The 16,978-nt window shown below is 69.9% G+C and carries 19 protein-coding genes and 1 pseudogene; 5 read left to right on the top strand and 15 right to left on the bottom strand.

Features of this window, described 5'->3' with window-relative positions:
• Positions 1–104: 104 nt before the first annotated feature.
• Positions 105–626 (bottom strand): hypothetical protein, encoded by a 522-nt coding sequence (locus AB0M46_RS37540; protein WP_363344182.1) that lies wholly within the window; start codon positions 624–626, stop codon positions 105–107.
• 104 nt (positions 627–730) lie between these two features.
• On the opposite strand from AB0M46_RS37540, the gene AB0M46_RS37535 reads away from it, so the two are divergent.
• The 5 genes and pseudogenes from AB0M46_RS37535 to AB0M46_RS37515 all read left to right on the top strand — a co-directional run bounded on the left by AB0M46_RS37535 (position 731) and on the right by AB0M46_RS37515 (position 3,224).
• Entirely contained in the window at positions 731–943 is a 213-nt protein-coding gene (locus AB0M46_RS37535; RefSeq protein ID WP_363344180.1) for a hypothetical protein, read from the top strand.
• Positions 944–998: 55 nt separating this feature from the next.
• Entirely contained in the window at positions 999–1,364 is a 366-nt protein-coding gene (locus AB0M46_RS37530; protein ID WP_363344178.1) for a hypothetical protein, read from the top strand.
• Between the two features lie 257 nt (positions 1,365–1,621).
• Positions 1,622–2,268 (top strand): annotated as a pseudogene (locus AB0M46_RS37525) (transposase).
• 97 nt (positions 2,269–2,365) lie between these two features.
• Positions 2,366–2,494, top strand: a complete 129-nt coding sequence (locus AB0M46_RS37520; protein WP_363344176.1) for a hypothetical protein — start codon at positions 2,366–2,368, stop codon at positions 2,492–2,494.
• A gap of 484 nt (positions 2,495–2,978) precedes the next feature.
• Entirely contained in the window at positions 2,979–3,224 is a 246-nt protein-coding gene (locus AB0M46_RS37515) for a hypothetical protein (protein ID WP_363344174.1), read from the top strand.
• Between the two features lie 11 nt (positions 3,225–3,235).
• Here the strand turns inward: AB0M46_RS37515 and AB0M46_RS37510 are convergent, their stop codons facing one another.
• From AB0M46_RS37510 to AB0M46_RS37445, 14 genes are all read right to left on the bottom strand, one after another.
• On the bottom strand, positions 3,236–3,484 hold the full coding sequence (locus AB0M46_RS37510; protein ID WP_363344172.1) for an acyl carrier protein: 249 nt from the start codon (positions 3,482–3,484) through the stop codon (positions 3,236–3,238).
• 228 nt (positions 3,485–3,712) lie between these two features.
• Positions 3,713–3,979: a hypothetical protein gene (locus AB0M46_RS37505; RefSeq protein ID WP_363344170.1), complete on the bottom strand. Its 267-nt coding sequence runs from the start codon at positions 3,977–3,979 to the stop codon at positions 3,713–3,715.
• A 69-nt stretch (positions 3,980–4,048) separates the two neighbouring features.
• Entirely contained in the window at positions 4,049–4,819 is a 771-nt protein-coding gene (locus tag AB0M46_RS37500; RefSeq protein ID WP_363344168.1) for a class I SAM-dependent methyltransferase, read from the bottom strand.
• Complete coding sequence (locus tag AB0M46_RS37495) at positions 4,816–5,679, bottom strand: phytanoyl-CoA dioxygenase family protein (RefSeq protein WP_363344166.1); 864 nt, start codon at positions 5,677–5,679, stop codon at positions 4,816–4,818. Before AB0M46_RS37495 ends, AB0M46_RS37500 begins: the two co-directional genes overlap by 4 nt.
• A 49-nt stretch (positions 5,680–5,728) precedes the next feature.
• A complete protein-coding gene (locus tag AB0M46_RS37490; RefSeq protein WP_363344164.1) occupies positions 5,729–6,679 on the bottom strand; it encodes an SDR family oxidoreductase in 951 nt (316 codons plus the stop codon).
• A gap of 47 nt (positions 6,680–6,726) precedes the next feature.
• Positions 6,727–7,479 (bottom strand): phytanoyl-CoA dioxygenase family protein, encoded by a 753-nt coding sequence (locus tag AB0M46_RS37485; RefSeq protein WP_363344162.1) that lies wholly within the window; start codon positions 7,477–7,479, stop codon positions 6,727–6,729.
• Positions 7,480–7,509: 30 nt separating this feature from the next.
• A complete protein-coding gene (locus AB0M46_RS37480) occupies positions 7,510–8,439 on the bottom strand; it encodes a TIGR03621 family F420-dependent LLM class oxidoreductase (protein ID WP_363344160.1) in 930 nt (309 codons plus the stop codon).
• On the bottom strand, positions 8,436–10,454 hold the full coding sequence (locus tag AB0M46_RS37475) for a hypothetical protein (RefSeq protein WP_363344158.1): 2,019 nt from the start codon (positions 10,452–10,454) through the stop codon (positions 8,436–8,438). Before AB0M46_RS37475 ends, AB0M46_RS37480 begins: the two co-directional genes overlap by 4 nt.
• Positions 10,455–10,471: 17 nt before the next feature.
• Entirely contained in the window at positions 10,472–11,311 is an 840-nt protein-coding gene (locus AB0M46_RS37470) for a class I SAM-dependent methyltransferase (RefSeq protein ID WP_363344156.1), read from the bottom strand.
• The gene (locus AB0M46_RS37465) at positions 11,308–12,357 is read right to left on the bottom strand and encodes an HAD family hydrolase (RefSeq protein WP_363344154.1); all 1,050 of its coding nucleotides are present in this window, start codon (positions 12,355–12,357) and stop codon (positions 11,308–11,310) included. Before AB0M46_RS37465 ends, AB0M46_RS37470 begins: the two co-directional genes overlap by 4 nt.
• Positions 12,350–13,516, bottom strand: a complete 1,167-nt coding sequence (locus tag AB0M46_RS37460) for an enolase C-terminal domain-like protein (protein WP_363344152.1) — start codon at positions 13,514–13,516, stop codon at positions 12,350–12,352. Before AB0M46_RS37460 ends, AB0M46_RS37465 begins: the two co-directional genes overlap by 8 nt.
• Positions 13,513–14,586, bottom strand: coding sequence for a hypothetical protein (locus tag AB0M46_RS37455; RefSeq protein ID WP_363344150.1), 1,074 nt, complete (start codon positions 14,584–14,586; stop codon positions 13,513–13,515). The genes AB0M46_RS37460 and AB0M46_RS37455 overlap by 4 nt, the downstream gene beginning before the upstream one ends.
• Before the next feature lie 5 nt (positions 14,587–14,591).
• Positions 14,592–15,209: a hypothetical protein gene (locus AB0M46_RS37450; RefSeq protein WP_363344148.1), complete on the bottom strand. Its 618-nt coding sequence runs from the start codon at positions 15,207–15,209 to the stop codon at positions 14,592–14,594.
• 62 nt (positions 15,210–15,271) lie between these two features.
• Complete coding sequence (locus AB0M46_RS37445) at positions 15,272–16,882, bottom strand: radical SAM protein (protein WP_363344146.1); 1,611 nt, start codon at positions 16,880–16,882, stop codon at positions 15,272–15,274.
• Positions 16,883–16,978 lie beyond the last annotated feature (96 nt).

Below are 16,978 nucleotides of genomic sequence, written 5' to 3'. Positions count from 1 at the left end.
CCGACGCGCCCCTGGGCGGGAAAGTGAACATCGACAGTCGCGGCGACCGGACGGCAAGACACCCGCGGTAGACCGCAGGTCAGACGTGTCGGCATCGACTTCGTTTACTCGTCGTCCGCGTCGTGAGGACCGCCGATGTCGCGGGTGAGGGTGTAGTGCCCGGGATAGTGCAGGGTGGTGATGGTGGCCTGTGGGGCGTCCGGCCACGGCCAGGGCCGCGTGGGCGGGGCGGGCACAGGGCTTTCGCCGTCGTCGCCGTCCCACAGCCGCCCGTACGCATCGGGGATGACACCCCAGCCCCAGTACGGCAGGGGACGCTTCGGCGTCACGCCGAGTACCTCGGCGGTGTCGATCTCGTCGCTGGCGACCGTGCAGCGGTGTCGCCAGTTGTCGCCGAGATCGAAGGTGTACCCCAACTCCTGACCCGGCTGCAGGACTTCGGCGAGGGTGACCACGTCGGCGTCCAGTTCCCGTTCGGGGTCTTCGTCTCCACCGCTGTGGCGGAACTCGGTGACGGTCTTGCCGAGGTGGGGTAGCTCGAACTGGTGCAGATGGCTGCGGTCCCACCATGCGAACGCGTCGTCGATCGCCTCGGCGAAGACGTGAAAGGTGTGTCGTGGCGACACGGCGAAGATCCTGCCCGGAGTAGGCCACAGTTCACCGGAGTTCCCGCCGCCGAGCAACTCGACCCGTACTGACCACCAAGGCATTCGTCGACCTGCCACGCCGCATGTACGTGAAGATGATCTCCCCGGAGATCCAGGTGATGGCCCCGAGGCTCCTGGCGAACTACCGGTCGCCGTTCAACGGCCGCTCCGGACGCGAGCTGCCGGTCGTGTCGGCGGGGCTGGCGATCACGAACTCGGAGACCGGGTGCGGGGCGTTCTCCATCCAGCCGTGGGTGCGGTTCGAGGTCTGCTCCAACGGCCTGGTCATCAGTTGAGAACCTGCTGCGCCGCGCGCACCTCGGCGGCCGACTGTCCGACGAGGACGGCGTCGTGGAGTGGTCGACCGAGACGAACACGAAGGCCCTGGAGCTGATCACCTCGCGGGCCACCGACGCGGTGCGGGCGTTCCTCGACGCGGACTATGTCGCGGAGATGCTCCGCGAGTTGGAGACGGCGGCGGGCACGGAGCTGAGGGAGCCGGACACGACGCTGAAGGTCGTCGGCAAGCAGCTGCGGTTCACCGAGGAGCAGCAGGACAACATCCTGGCGCACTTCATCCGCGGCGGTGACATCTCCGCCGGTGGCGTGATGCACGCGGTCACGTCGGTGGCGCAGACCCTCGCCGACGCCGACGCCGCCTTCGAGCTGGAAAGCGTCGCGATCCAGGCGATGCGCCTCGCCGCCACGCACGCCTAACTGCAGCGCCTTGCTCGGGCTGCCCTGAGCCGCTGCCCTGAGCCGCTGCCCTGCAGCCCTCTGCGCCCGGACCACCGGCTGGTGGTCGGGCGCAGCCACATCCAACCCGCTTCCGTTCCGCTCGCGAAGTAAGAAGTCGCGTCCATGCTCCTCACCCCGTACCACCGTCATAATTCCTGGCCCGGCGTCCAGCCCGGAGTGCAACGGTGAACTGCAACCCGATCGTCCCGAGTCGCTTGGGTGGACCGCCCGCCGAGATGGCCCGCGCCACCTGCGGCCGGATCCTCAACACCTACCGCGGGCCCGGCGGGAGCGTCTCCCACCTGCACCCGGTCAGCCCTCGCGGCTACGACCACCGCCCGGTCCCCGTCCCCGCCGACCAGCTCACCGGGGTCTGCGCCGAGCTACGCAACCGCGGTGTCCGTGACGTCCTGATCGTCTGCTGCGACGGGCTGAGCGGGTTCACCGAGGCGATCGAGGCGACCTGGCCCCTCGCGACCGTCTAGACGTGCCTGGTGCACCTGATCCGGGCGGCGATGCGGATCGTGTCCTACGGCGACCGCAAGAAGGTCGCCGCCGCTCTCAAGCCGGTCTATGCCGCTCCGACGGTCGAGGCCGCCGACGCCGAGCTGCTCGCCTTCACCCAGTCGGCGTTGGGCCGCAAATACCCGGCCGCGGCGATGACCTGGCGCAACGCCTGGGACCGGTTCATCCCGTTCCTGGCGTTCCCCCGGAACTACGGAAGATCATCTACACGACGAACGCGATCGAGTCGTTGAACTACCAACTCCGGAAGATCATCAAGAATCGCGGGTACTTCCCGACCGACGACCTCGACGCCATCAACGCCACCATCGACGCGGTCCACAGGCCACTCGACACCATCAACACCGACATAATTTAGATCAACTTACACAGACAACTTGGCTCTGGTGCAGAAACGGGGGTCTGTCAACTTGACAAGCCCGTCTCCCGTCGAAGCGCTCCAAGGCACTGGCGGGGTGGGTAAGACCCAGCTCGCTGCCGAATACCTGCACCGCCACCGTGACGACTACGACCTCATCGTTTGGCTCAATGCCGAACGCATCGAACTGGTCCCGGCCAGCTCGCCGCTCTCGCTCCCACCTTGAACGTCCCGATCACCGACGACACCGCATCCGCGAAGGCAGTCATCACCGCCCTCGACACCACCACCCTGGCGTGGTTGCTGGTCTAAGACAACGCCAACCAACCCGACGATCTCCCTGCCTGGCTCCCCCACTCCGGCGCCGGGCACGTGATCGTCACCTCCCGCCAGACCGGGTTCGACGCCCTCGGCGCCCGCCTGGACATCGACGTGCTCACACCCACCGAAGCCATCACCCTGCTCCGCACCCGCCTGCCGGCCATCGACGACCACCTCGCCGGCCAAATCATCGAAGCGTTGGGACGGCTCCCGCTGGCGGTTGAGCAGGCCGCGGCCTACCTCGCAGAAACCGGCACCCCGCCCGACTACCTCACCCTCCTGCACACCCAAAGCGAAGCCTTGCTCGACCAGGGCTACGCCCGCGGCTACGAACACACCGTTGTCGGCGTGGATGGTCGAGCAGCTCGTGGTACACGGTGGCTGGCGCCTTGTCGACGAATTCTGTGCTGTTCAGCAGCGCCCGCACCGTGTCCCGGTCGGCCGCCGACAGCTCCCGCGGCTACGTGCGGGTGGACACCGGCCTCATGCCGCTGGGCGAAGCGGAGACGCGGATACGGACCATCGAGTGGGCGGTGGTGGAGAGCGCAACCCGCGACGTCCCGATGGCAGACCTCCGCCGGTACCTCGCCGACCGCGGGCAGACGGTGCTTTCCGAGGCGCGGCCAAACCGGTGACACACGCCCCGTTACGCCCGCGGGCCGCCTGTCAGATGCTTGCCCAGCTCGCCGATGGTGGGCGCGGACAGCAGCGTAGCGATATCGAGAGTCACCCCGAACTCCCTCTCGATATCGTCGTTCACCTGAAGGATCTGCAGCGACGTGAGGCCGAGGGTGAGCACGTCGTCATCGGCGGTAGCCTGCGCGAAACCCTTGTCGCGAACGAGCCGGACAAGCCGCTCGACCTCGCCGCCCCTGCCCGGTGCCGGTTCGTTCACCCCGTCACCACGCAACGGGAGAACAGGGCCGAGTTCATGCAAGGACTCAAATCCGGTACGAAAGTGGCGCTCACCCGACGACGGCCACTATTCATAGCATCAGACCTCCGGGCGCCAGCGTGACACGTTTCGGCAGGTGAAACATCTGGCCGGAATACTACAGGAGTCGCCCATAGGTATCAAGATGCTTGAATATGGGCGATATCACTGATAACTCGACTTTCGAGGTTATGCGGCGGCGAGTGCCCATGCGTGCTGCACCTGACGGATTTCCGTGTTGGTGGGTTGAGCTGGGCGAGAGCTCATAAAACGAGCGGCGATGATGGCGTGTCGCAGGGTGGTGAGCATGTCGGCGAATGACGGGTCAGTGTTTTCCGGGTACCACGGTGCGGACAGGCGACGCTGGGTGACGATCTCGGGTTTGTGGCCGTGCAGGGCGTACCAGACGACGACGAGGGTGTAGACGTATATGCCGAACGCCCAGGTGCGTTCCACCGCTTGGGGGACCCGGTTGCGGGCCTGGCCGACGCCCCCGAGGCGACGCTGCGCGCGCCGTGGAGGCACTCAGGGCCGCTTGCGTACGGACCAGATGACGTCGATCGGCCACCGGCTCGTCCACTCCGCCGGCCGGTCACCGAACGTGGTCCGGGCACCCTCAGCCGGCGGCTCCTCGACGAGCCGCTCGACCACGAGGTCGTGCTCACCGAACAGGCGAACCCACTCCCCGTAACCCAGCACGAAATCCACGGCCTCGGCCGCCACCTGCCGGGTGTGCAGCCCGAAATACCCCCGCTGCAGCTGCGTGGTGAGTGTCCGCGCCTCATGATCCCAGCACATCGCGAACAGCGGCGAGTTGGTGCAGAAGGCGAGCTGCCCGCCGGGCCGCAACACCCGGGCCAGCTCGGGCACAGTGCGGTACGGGTCGGCCCACGACATCCCGCCGTAGTCGGACAGGACCACGTCGAACGAACCGGCGGCGAACGGCAGCGCGTGCGCGTCGGCCTGCACGAGTGCCGGCGAGTCGGCGTCGCCGCGGGCGTCCCCGGCGGCGTGGCGCAGCTGAGCCAGCGAGATGTCCAGGGCGATCACCCGGCCGCCGCGCCGGGCCAGGGACCGCGCCCAGTGCGCGGCCCCGCAGCCCAGCTCCAGCACATCGCGGCCCGCGACAGGATCCAGCACGCGCAGCTCCGCCTCCGGGCGGCGCCACAGCCCCCAGGCCTCAGCGGCCGCACCGAGCATCACCCCGTGCTTGCGCTGATACCCGTCGCTCCACGCGTCCCAGGTGCGCCGGTTGCGGCGGGCCAGCTCACCCGCCGCGCGGGACGTGCTGATCACCCGGCGCCGCCGGACGCCTCGGGTTCGTAGATGACCGGGAAGTCGGCGTGTGCGAGGGGTTCGAACGCCTTGATGCCGCGCTCCGCGATCGTCGGTGACGGCACACCCATGTAGATCGCGTCGGCCGGGAAGAACGACGGACGGTACACCCAGCGTGGCCTCGTGCCGACGTTGGCGCCGGTGCCGTGCACCACCCAGCTGCAGTGCGCGATGACATCGCCAGGCTCGAATGTCAGCTCGTCGGACAACTCGCACGAACGCAACCGCGGCGCGAGCCGGTACGCCTCATCCAGGTCGACACACGCACCACCCCGCCACAGCGGCCCGAGCTTGTGCGAACCCGTCATGTACTGCACCGCGCCCTGATCCGGCGCCACATGGTCCAACGGGATCCAGAAGTAGATCCACGAGCGGTCGGTCGGGTTCTTGTCCTGGTGCCAGCCCAGCGGCTGCCCCCGGTCGCCGCGCTGGCTCAGCGGCAGCTTGACGAGCAGGATGTCGTCGAAGAACCGCGTCCCGCTGTTCCGGCCGAGCAGCAGCGACGCGTTGCGGCCGAGCTGTCGCGAGTGGACCACGGTGTGGAACAGATCGTCGATCTCCGACGGGCTGCGGAAGGACTGCGACGCCGGCGACGTCTCGAAGTCGAAGCCGAGCCGCTCCTCGTTGGCGTCGCCTCCGGGACCCATGAGCTGCTGCGCCTGCTGCAGCAGCGAACCGACCAGATCAGGGTCGATCAGTCTTGGCAGACGGATCCAGCCGTTCTCCCAGAACTGCTCGACCTCGTCCGGGGTGACCTCCCGGATACCCGGGACATCGGTACCGACAGCCGCGGCGGTGTCCGCGGCGAATGAACTGCTCATGGCGATTCCCCTGCGTGTCGTCGTCTTCGTCGCCGGCCGAGCCGGACGCTCAGAACTCCCGATGCGGTCCCTGCTGTGCCTTGTACTCCGGGTACACCCCGAACAGCCGGCGCAGCCCGAACCTGGTCTCCTCAAACGTCCAGAAGTCGTCCCGCTCGATCGACTCCGCCAGGTCCCAGGGGCGGTACCGGCCGATGAGCCCGCCCATCACCCGGAACACCTGGCCGGTGACCCAGCCGGCGTCGGCCGAAGCGAGGTACGCCGACAGGGTGGCGGCGTGCTGCGGTGAACTGGCGTCACCGGCGTCATGGGACTCGGTGGTGCTGGCGCCGACATGCCGGGCCATCCGGCCCCGCACATTGGCCGCGTTGACCGCGTTGACCGTCACGGCGTACGGATACATCTCGTGCGCCAGCTCCAGCGTCATGGCCGCGATCGCGCCCTTCGCGGCGGAGTGCGTCACACCCAGATCGGGCCGCCCGACAAGGCCGGTGGCGGCAGTGTAGGTGACCAGGGCACACGGCGACCCGGCCCGCTCCTCGCTGTTCGCACGCCACCGCCGGCAGGCCGCCGCGGCGACGAGGTACGTGTGCGTGGCATGGGATTCCAGGACGTTTCGCCAGTCGTCGATCGTCGTCTCCCACACCGGGCTGGTGCGAAGCGTGCCGGCAGCGGCGAGAACGGCGTCGACATTGCCGTGCGCCGCGAACAGGTCCTCGAACATCGACTCGACCTGATCCGGGTCGGTGACGTCGCAGAACCGGCCCTCGATGCCTCCCCGGTCACCGGCCTGGGCCGCGAGCCGCTTCGCCACGTCGGCGGCCACCGCCACGTCTTGGCCGACACCGTCGACACTCGTGCCGTTGTCGGCGACGACCACCGTCGCGCCGAGCTGCGCGGCCTGGACAGCGACGGCGGAGCCGATGTCACCGGCGCCTCCCGTCACCAGGATGACGCGTCCTTCGAGATCGACCGGTACGGACAGCGGCGACATCTTCATCCGTTATCACTGCACCTTTCTGAGACTGTGGCAGGTGGGCAGGAGCGTCACGGCTGCGCCGGGATCTCCACGGAGCCGTCGGTCCGGTACCACGTCTGCGCGCGGTAGGCGCCGAAACTCAGGCTGCGCGCGGCGAGACGCTCCCCCTCGGTGACGATCCCGGCGTGGTGGGCGATGTCGCTGTCGAAGAGGATGAGCGTGCCGGCCGCGCCAACCACCGCGACCCTGTGCTCGTGCAGCCCCTGCGGCAGCACCCGCGCGTCGTCGTCGCTCGGCACGACATTGCGGTCGCGGTTGTCACGCTGCAGATCCCGGGTCAGCAGATGCGACCCGGGCACGCAGTGGAACGGGCCGTTCGCCAGCCCCACATCGGTCAGATACACGAAAGATTTGAGGTGACGCATCTTGTCGTAGTGCAGCTGCTGCACCCGGGTACTGCTGCCCACCACGTCAAGAATCGCGTAGATGGTCCGGCTGAAGATGTACCCCTCCCCGAAGAACCCGCGCACCACGGACTCCAGCTCGGGCCGGGCGAACGCGCCGGCCAGGACCGGAAACGCCGAACCGTCCACATCGGACCGCTCCATGCGGACCGACTGACCAAGCGAATAATCCTCGTGGTGCGCCCACGGCGGAGTGCGCTCGAACAGCTCATGGCACTCCCGTGCCGCCGTCGTGATCTCCTCGGGGCTCAGATAGCCCGGTACGAGGACCACACCGTCCTGCTCCAGCACGTCCAGAATCTTCTGGACCTCATGGATGGCGGCATGCTGGATCGTCTGGTCCTGCTGTGTCGTCATGTCGATCCTCCGTTGCAGTGTCGCCGGCGCTCAGGTGCCGGCCAAACGTTCGATCACCGGGCGGACGAGATCCAGGTGCACGTCGCGGAACACGTAGTAGCTGATGCCGGTACGCGAACGGCGCTCCACCAGCATGTCCTCGAGCTCCTGCGCGTCGCGCCCCAGCAGGTGCTCCGGGGTCTGCCCGGCAGTGCCGGCACTCACCCCGCTCGCCGCGGCGTACTCGTCGAGCTGCCGCTGAGCGTCGGCGCCGGTGCCGGCCCGCACGACGAGGATGTGCAGTTCGACCTCGCCGGCCCGGTCGCCGAGGTGCTGACGCACCACGGCGGCCTTGCGTTCCGTCGACTCCAGTGACGCATCGACGGCGACCTCCCGGGCCGTCGATCCCGCCGACATGCTGCGGGAAAAGCTGACGATGTCCGCGGTGCGCGCCGCGAGCCGCAGCATCCGCTCGCCGCCCGCACCGACCAGCAGCGGCACCCGCGGACCGGCCAGCCCCTGCAAGTCCCGCACCGTGTAGTGCTTGCCCTCGAAGACGAACGGCTCGGCGGACCAGGTCTTACGGACGACCTCAATGGCCTCGGCGAGGCGGTCCACACGCAGCGGCCCGGGATCCATGGCCAGACCCAGCTGATGATAGTCGGCCTCCTTCCACCCGGCACCGATCCCCAGCTCGAACCGGCCGTCCGAGAGCATCGCCAGCGTCGTCGCGTCGCGGGCCAGCAGCGCCGGATGCTGCAGGTCGTTGGTGTGCACCAGCGTGGTCACGGTCAGCCCGGTCCGAGCGGCGGCGTCCGCGAGCGCCACGAACGGTGCGTACTGCGGAGATGTGTGCAGGGGCATGTGCAGCGCGCTGCAGCCGCCGTCCTCGGCCCGGCCGAGCAGCTCGAGCCAGGCTTCACGGGAAGGGGCGCCCTTGGTGAGCACGCCGAACCGGAACGGTCGTCGGGGTGGGTTCACAGCCGCCTCGTCTCGATAGACAGGTCCGCCGGCAACGCCGGCCCGGGATCGGCACCGGCCGGACGTAGCAGGTCCGCCGGTAGTTCCAAGCCGGCGTCGTGGAGCTCGCGCAGCAACGACCAGCGGGTCAGACCGTTGGCCGACAGGGTGTCCCAGGCGGTCGCGCCCCACCGCTCCCGGTAGCCGAGCAGCCGGGCCGGTCCCGGCCGCACGGCTGCATAGGCGGCCGCGAGATGATGTGCCGCCACCCAAGACGCGCAGACCGCAGGCACCGACGGAGGGCTGATCGCCCGCACGGCGCCGATCGTGCCGCCGTCGAGACGGCCGGGTTCGACCAGCGCCACGACCCCGATCCGCACACCGTGCGCGCCCGCCAGGTGCGCCGCGGTCACCGCCTCGGCCGCAGCCACGTCGCCGACGGTGACGATGGTCGCGTCGAAGCCGGCCGCACCCGGCGACCCGAGCAGGACCGCCTGGCCGCCTGGGTCCGGCAGATTCGGCAGCGGCTGCTTGGAGCAGCTCAGTGCCGCGACGACGTCACGCTGGTCGAGCAGGTCGTCCAGCCGGGCCCTGGCCGACGCGGCGCCGATCGGGAAGACCATGCGCACCGGGCAGTGACCGGCCCGGGCCAGCAGGACACCCGCGAGGTCGGTGTTCTGATGCGTCGGCGAGTTGCCCCAGCCGAGGCTGGTGAGCACCACGGTGAGGGGCGGCCGGCCGGCGGGCGGACGGGCGGTCAGCACCTTCAGGTACTGGGCGAGCTGCGTGGCCAGCAGCGGCGCGAACGCCTCGTAGGACACCACCGCCGCGGGTGTGCCCGCCTCGGTGAGTCCCCATGCCCAGGCGGAACACAGCTCCTCGGCGAGGACCTCCGTCACCAGCCCGGCGGCGAGACAGCGGTCGAGCCGGTTCGAGGCACCCTCGTCGGGTGACAGCACGCGAACCTCCCGCTCCACCAGCACCCGGTCGACCTCACCCATCGGCATGGCGGCCGCCGCGGACCCGGCGGCGGGCCGGCGGGCGACCTCCGATCGGGCGCGAACCGGCCCGGGGTCACCGGCGGCGGGCAGGTGCGTGCGGATGCGCTGCGCCAGCCCCCGCACCGACGCCCCGGCGGCGCCGGCCCCGTCGACCACCGGCGGATCGTTGAGCGACCCGAGCCAGCGCCGCACATCGCCGAGCAGCACTGGGTCTGCGAGGTCGAGCCCGGCCGGCTTGTGCGCGTGATGGCCGCTGAACGGCCGGCCGCCCAGCTCGGCCGGGGCCGGCCAGCCCTTCTCGGTGACGCTGAGCCAGACGACCGGTTCGCCGGACGCGGCCCGGTCCCAGGCCTGCCGGGCCGCCTCCGCCGCCTCGTCGCCGCGGTCGCCGCTGACCAGGACGTGGTGACCCATCCCCGCTAGCACTCGTTGCAGGCGCTGGGGGCTGAACCGGGCGGTCGAACCCATCCGGGCACCGTTGACGTTCACGACCGGCAGCCAGCACGACCCGCGGGCCGGAGGCAGCACGTCGTGGTGCGCGAACGCCGCCAGCGCCGCCGGCGTTTCGCATTCACCGTCGCCGATCACCACGGCGACGCGCAGACCCGGCCGGCCCGCGGCGATACCCTGCCCCACGCCCAGCGCCGGACCCAGCTCGCCACCGAGGTACGGCACGTCCGGCTCCCCCACCGCCTCCGACGGGTCTCCGCCCGGCGCTCCGTAGCGGCGGATGGCGGCACCGATCGCAGCCGGATCATGGCCGGCGCGCACCGCCTGATGCGCGAAGGTGAAACCACCAGCATGCCCGGTGCCGACGACGAGCAGGAAACCTTCGTCGCCGCCCTCCTGGGCCAGATGCGCGGCCGCCCAGGCGATGCCCGGATTGCAGCCCCAGTGCCCAGCCGCGCGGGAGCGCAGCGGCTCGCCGGGCGGTGGCCAGCTCAGCCCGGTCGCATGGCTGAACGCCAGCAGGCACACTGCCCGCCAGTAGTCGGCGGCCGCGCCGTCGGGGATGCGCGGCTCCGGTTGAGCCATGACACGGTGGATTGTGGTCACCCGGCGCCGCCTCCCCCGCGCCGGGCGACGATGACGTCGGTGTGTTCCACGGTGGCGAACCCCTCGTCCGGCACGATCTGCCGGAGCCGCCGGTCCAGTTCCCGGCGGAACTGTTCCAGCCGGTTGCCGAGCAGGTCTGGGGACGCGTACGAGGTCGACAGCTGCTGGCCGATCACGTCGTCGACCGTGAGCAGCCGTGTCGTGGTGAAGCGGCACTGGCCGACGGCGTTGAACGCGGAATCGGCCAGGACCTGCTCGTGGGTGAGCTTCGGATGGCTGTAGGTGCCGCCGCCGGCCCGGCGCTGCAGCCCGAGGAACTCGGTGATCACCTCGCGGGTTACCTCGACCCACTCCCCCTGCAGCTCCCCGTCGCGCGACCAGATGCTGGCCGACCCGGACAGCAACGCGATCCCGCCGGCGGCCTCGATGACCCGGTCGAGAAAGGCCAGCACGCCGGCGCGATCCATCCAGTGAAACGATGCGCCCATGGTGCACAGCCGAATCGGTGGCAGGTCGTCCGCGCGGAGATTTTCCGCCCGGCTCACCACCCAGCGCACATCACCGGTGAGCTCGGCGGGCTGGCGCCGGGTGCCCTCCAACACCATCTCCACGTCCGGATCCACCGCCCAGACCCGGCAACCGGCCCGGGCCAGCGGCACGGCCAGTTGACCGGTGCCGCAGCCGAGGTCCAGGACCGGGACACCGGCGCTGAGGTCGAACTCGTCCACGAGATGCTCGATGGACTCCGCTGGGTACGGCGGGCGGTACCGGGCGTAGTACGCGGCGGTACCGGCGAAGAGTTTCAGGTCGTATGCGGTGGTGTCGCGCCCGGTCATGTGACGTCGCCTTTCCTGCGATCCTTCAGAAAGAGCACCAGATCGGACATTCTCGCCGAGATCGCCGTGGTGGACCGCGCTTCCCGGATCATCGCCAGCGCGTGGCGGCGATCGGCGGGCGACAGAACGTCGAGTTGCAGGCCCTCGCGTTCGAGCAGGGCGTGCAGATTGGCGGGCACTTGATACGGCCGACGGTCCCGCGGCAGGTGCAGCCAGGCGAACGGTGGCAGCGAACCCGACGCGCCGACGACGGCGGGCGGACGGGACTGCCGACGCACCACGACAGCGGCGGTCGCGCCCGGCGCGTCCGAGGTGAGCCGCACCCGCGCCCGGGTGACCCGGACCACCAGGTGGGCCAGCTGCGGCGCGACCATGATGTCGCGGCCTGCCCATTGCTCGCGGCGGCCGGCGACGAGCGCGGTGGCCTCCGCCGGGACACGGCCGGCGGCCTGCAGCTGCCTGGTCAGCTCAGTGAGCCTGGCCGGGGCCGCGCCGTCACCGCGGACCGGACGCGTCTGCAGCCCGGCGAGCTCCGGGGCCTGTTGGTCGGCCCGCAGGTCGTCGCCGACGACCACGGCCAGGCCCGGGTCGACCTGCTCCTGCTCCACCAGCCTTGCCCAGAACCGCGGGTCGTCCTTGACCATGCCGTAGCCGCACGACTCGGCGACGGTGTCGATGTGCTGGGCCAGCACGGCGGGCAGCGGCGGGGTGCCCGGCCCGGCGTTCGTGGCGAGGACCACGCGCCAGCCCGACCCGGCCGCGGCGTCCAGCAGTTCCTCGGCGCCGGGCAGCACGACGGTGTCGCCGGGATCGGCGGCAAGCTCCGCGGCGACTGCGGCGACCGCCTTCGGAGGCAGCGTTTCGAACGTGCGCAGGCACGCGGCGACGTCCGGCGCGGTGTGCACCGCGGCGCGGATCACCGGTTCGGGCCGTTCGTCGCCGCCGGCCCGGGCCGCCGCGACGACCCGGCCGGCTAGACCGGGCCGGGTCCGGGTGATGAGCGTGCCGCCGGCATCGACGATGAGCACAGGCCTTCGCTCAGACATCGACGAGATCCAATCGCAGGTCGGCATGCAGATCCCCGCCCCATCCGGGCGCGGTTGGCACAGGCAGCGTTCCCGCCGGTGCGGCGCCCGGCCCGTCGGACCCGCCCGGCAGCGGCGCGCCGGCCAGGTGCAGGCTGCGCCGCGGCTCGAGCAGCAGGTGGAACTCCAGCACGTCGATCGGCGCACCGGTCACCGCCAGATGCAGCGCGGGCAGCAGACCGCCGCCGTGCGGAGCACACCGCGCCCCGGCGGCCCGCGCCGCGTGCACGATGCCGAGCAGGCTCACGAGACCGCCGCAGAACACAGCGTCGGGCTGCCACACGTCAACCCGGCCCTCACGCAACTGCACCGTGTCGGCGCCGCCGTAGCAGTGCTCCCCGGCGGCGTGCGCGACGCCGAACTCACCGGGCCGCGCGCGGTCGATCTCGTCAGGGTGGTACGGCTCCTCCACCCACGCCAACCCACCGGCCACCGGCGCGCACGCAGCCCGGACCCGGTCCGCCGGCCAGGCGCCATGGAAGTCGACAGCCAGCCGGCCGGGACCACGCCGCCGCACGAAATCGACGGTGACGTCGACAAGGTCGTCGCCGAGCACCGCCGGGTCCCACTTCTGCACGGTGTACGTGCCGGCCACCTCGTCCATGACAGCCGCGATCCGCGCCGCGTCGCCGCGCACACCGAAGCACGTCGCGTATGCTGGCATGGGTCCGGCCACGGCCGCCGGAGCGAGCAGCCGCCACACCGGCAGTCCGGCCCGTTTGGCCGCCAGGTCCCACAGCGCAAGCTCAACCGCACCGACCGCGACGGCAAGCAGACCGGTGTGCGCATGCCGGGTCGCACGGCGCAGCAGCCGGCCGAACCAGGCCGGATCCGCCGTGCCCGGCAACGGCAGCGCCGCACCCACCACGGCGGGCACCTGCCGGGCGACCGACACGTGGATCGGCCCCCAGAAACCCCAGCGATCACCGTCGCTCACGCCGACCAGCCACCCGCGGACCGGATCGGTCCGCGCATCGGCCCGGACAGCGGCAGCGTGAACCTCCGGCGGCGGGGCAGGCAGATCGAACTCGGCCAGCGCGACCCGGACGATCGGCACCGCCGTGTCGACAGCCCGTTCCGAGGCGGCACCGAGACCGACGACGTCACGAACCGGAATCACACCCGCGGTCCCGCCACCGGCCGGTCGGCGAACCGCGAATACCACAGCGGCCGGTAGTTCTCCCAGGAACGCGGGGCCAGACCGGTCGGCTCGAACACGGTCTCCAACGCGCCGCGCAGGCGCAGGAAGTAGCCGAGGTCCTCCGCGTCGCGGTGCCGCGCCCGCCGCATGTACTCGTTGTGCGCCTGATAGACCTGAATCCGCGGGAAGGTGCCGACGTGCGGCGCCAGGAACGACACACCCCGTACCGCGCTGTCATACGAGTCCAGACCGGCGACGTAGGTGAAGTCGGCAAGGATGTCCAGATCCCGGCAGTCGTCCATGATCTCGGCGGAGCGCTGCAGTGTCAGTGACGCCTTCGTGTCCTTCAGCAACAGTTGCCGGCGCTCGAAGCACTCCAGTGTCAAGGTCAGGTGGAACGGGCCGCACTCCTCACGCAGCCGGGCCAGGTCGTCGCGGTCCCGCAGGACCGACGACAGCAGGTGCAGCCGGCCCTGGAAGCCGAACCGGTCGGCGGCCCGCCGCAGCGACGACATGTGCTCGATGGCCATGGCCGGGTAGTGGAAGCAGCCGCTGCAGACGGTGATGACCTCGGCGTGGCTTAGGTCCGGCCAGTCATTGTCCGCCTGCAGCCACTCGAGCAGCTCGGCGAGCTGATCCTCGGACGTCAGGGTGTCGTCGGACGCGTCCTCGATGACATTGGGGCAGAACATGCAGCCCGTGCACCGCGACCGCGAGTGGGTGTTGAGCGTGATCGAGTTCCCGCCCGCCCGCAGATAGGTCAGCACGACATCGTCGTTCTCCAGCGCGACGACGTCGGCGACCGGCTCTCCCTCGAACCGCAGCGCACCGTCGGCGACCTCGAACCGGGAGTGCTCGTTGTCGAAGGGCAGGATGATCTGCCAGACCTCGTCAGAGCCGGCGGGCTGCAACTGCATGCGCGCCCGCGGGTAGTCCTGCAGCGGGCGGGCGCCCTCTGCATTGGCGGCGATCAGCATGACGTCCATGAACGGCACGTCGAACTGCTCGGACAACGCGCGCAGCCGTTCCACCGCCGGCCGCATCGCCATACTGGTCACCTTCCGCCTCCGATCGTCACGGCTTCTTCGATGTCGTCCACACCCGGGCGCTCCACCAGGGAGATGGCACCGAGGTCGATCACGACGCCTTCCAGATGACCGCCCGCGAACCGCGCGCTGCCCTTGACAGCGAACAGCTCCGCGTCGACGGCTGACACCAGCATGCGGTAGGCGTTGCGCGCGTCGGCCGGATCGAGCACGCACGGCTTCGACGTCGCCAGCGCGAAGCTGACCGGCCGCGGCGACGACGCCTTCATGTCCCGGGCCAGCACGTTGACCTTCTGGGTGAACGCCTCGTGGCTGGTCCCGGCTGCGGCGATGATCACCTCGTCACCGCCGAACGTGCCGCAGATGTGGAAGCCGACCTCCTTGAGCTCCGTCGCAGCCCACTCGACCGTCAGCGCACCCACCGTCCGCATGCACGCGTTCCCGGCGAGGTGCCCGAAGCTGTAGGGGTCCACAGCGCGCCGCTCCATCACGTACTCCCGAAGACCGTCGACATCGCCGATCGCGATGTGCAACTCGTCCGCGGCAAGCGTCGGCAGCAGATCGATCAGATGCTGCTCGAACGACGGATAGGCGACAAGTGAGGTCAGCGGATCGCAATAGAGCACGCCGGTCTCCCCGGCCTCGGGGGTCTGGCCGTAGCGGAGGTACCTGGTCTCATAACCGTTTGTCACGCCATCTCTCCTGGCCATCCGTCCAACGCGGGATTGCTTGCCCGTACGCCGAGGCGCTGCAGCGAGCCGAGGAGCGCAACCGCAGCATCGACGCGATCCCGCGGATCTGCCACATCCACAGGCAGCATGCCGAGACGCTCGACGAGCTTCTCGGCCCAGAGGTTCTCCTTGACCGACAGGCCTGGAACGAGCGGGGTGTGATAGTCCGACTGCCACAGCAGCAGCACCGCACGGTCGTTGCGCAGCCGCACCTCGTCGAGGGTGCGCCGATGCAGTTTGCGCGCGGTCGTGGAGTCCATGCCGACGTGGTCCCAGCCGGAGTCCGGATCCTCGAAGTCGTCGACCCGGATACCGAGGCGCTCCGCGTCCTGCCACACCGGCATGGTCTCGTCGGTCATCGAGAACACCGAGAGCATGAAGTGACCGGTGTACTCGCTGGTCAGGAAGTCATGCGTCAGCTCGTAGTCCTCGGGCGCCTCACCCGGGTACCCCACCATGAACGAGCAGCGGTACTTGACCGGCCCGTCCGACAGTGCCTCGTGCGCCGTCCGGTTGTGCTCGGCGCGCACCTGCTTGTGCATCAGGTCCAGCGATTTCGGGCTCATGGACTCGAAACCGATCGACAGCGTGGCGCAGTGCGCATCGGCGAACTGCTGCACTGTGTCACGACCGGTCAGGACGTTCGCGCGGGTGTAGGCCTCCCAGGTGACGTCGACGGCCGGCAACAGGTCCAGCAGTTCCCGCATCCGCCGCGGCGGCACGGTGAAGGTCGAGTCCATGGCCCGGATGTGCCGGGCCCCGTTGACCTCGCGGTAGCGGGCCCAGTCCGCCGCGATCTTCCCGGCCGACTTGTACCGCCACTTCGGCGACGCCATCGGAAACGAACAGAACCGGCACGAGAACGGGCAACCGCGCATCGACTCGTACGGCACCACCGTTCGCTGCAGCGTGCCGAACCCGGGCGACGGGTGCTCCTCCAGGTCGATGTAGTGAAACGCCGTCTGCCGGTATGTCCCGGGCCCGGTGCGCACGACCAGATTCGGCACCTCATCGAGGTCACCGCCGTCGTCCAGCGCCCGCAGCAGCAGCGGGATCGCCGCCTCGCCGTCACCGCGCACGATGATGTCCACGTCAGGGTACTGGTGCATGATGCGGTCGAACTTGAGGTTGCTGTACTGCCCGCCGAGCACCACCGTCGCCCCGCCGAAACGCTCGCCGATCCAGGCCAAGGCCCGGCCGAGGGTCCGATTGTCGCAGATGAACGTCGTCGACAGGAACACCACATCGTGCCGGCCGGCCGGGTCGCGCTGCAGTTCCCAGACGTCGAGCAGGTCGAACACCTCGAACGGGCGCTGCGCGGCGAGGAGAATCGACTCCAGCGTGTAGGACGTCAGGTGCGGCACCGCACCGCGTTTCGGCCGCAGCAGTGGGTGAACGCCGGTGCTGTCGTGGTATCGCAGGTCGGTCAGGCGCAGCCCGCTGAGGGGGTGCGTGGAGTATTCCGAGGCCAGCGGATACGTCGCGCCACGGTCGAACATCGTCCCGTGGTAGTACGTGCTGTTCTTGAAGTACGGCCCCTCACCGGCGAGAACCAGGACGGACCGCATCGTCGTCGCGTGATGCGCGCGTGTCTTCAAAACTCACCAACTTCGTCGGTCTTCGCCCCCCGGTATGGGATTGCCACCGTCTCCGACGACGCGTCA

It is taken from the genome of Dactylosporangium sp. NPDC051485 (genome assembly GCF_040682015.1).
Lineage (GTDB): Bacteria > Actinomycetota > Actinomycetes > Mycobacteriales > Micromonosporaceae > Dactylosporangium.
The sequence above is the reverse complement of the archived record's forward strand: the minus strand, read 5'-3'. Positions and strand labels throughout refer to the sequence as shown.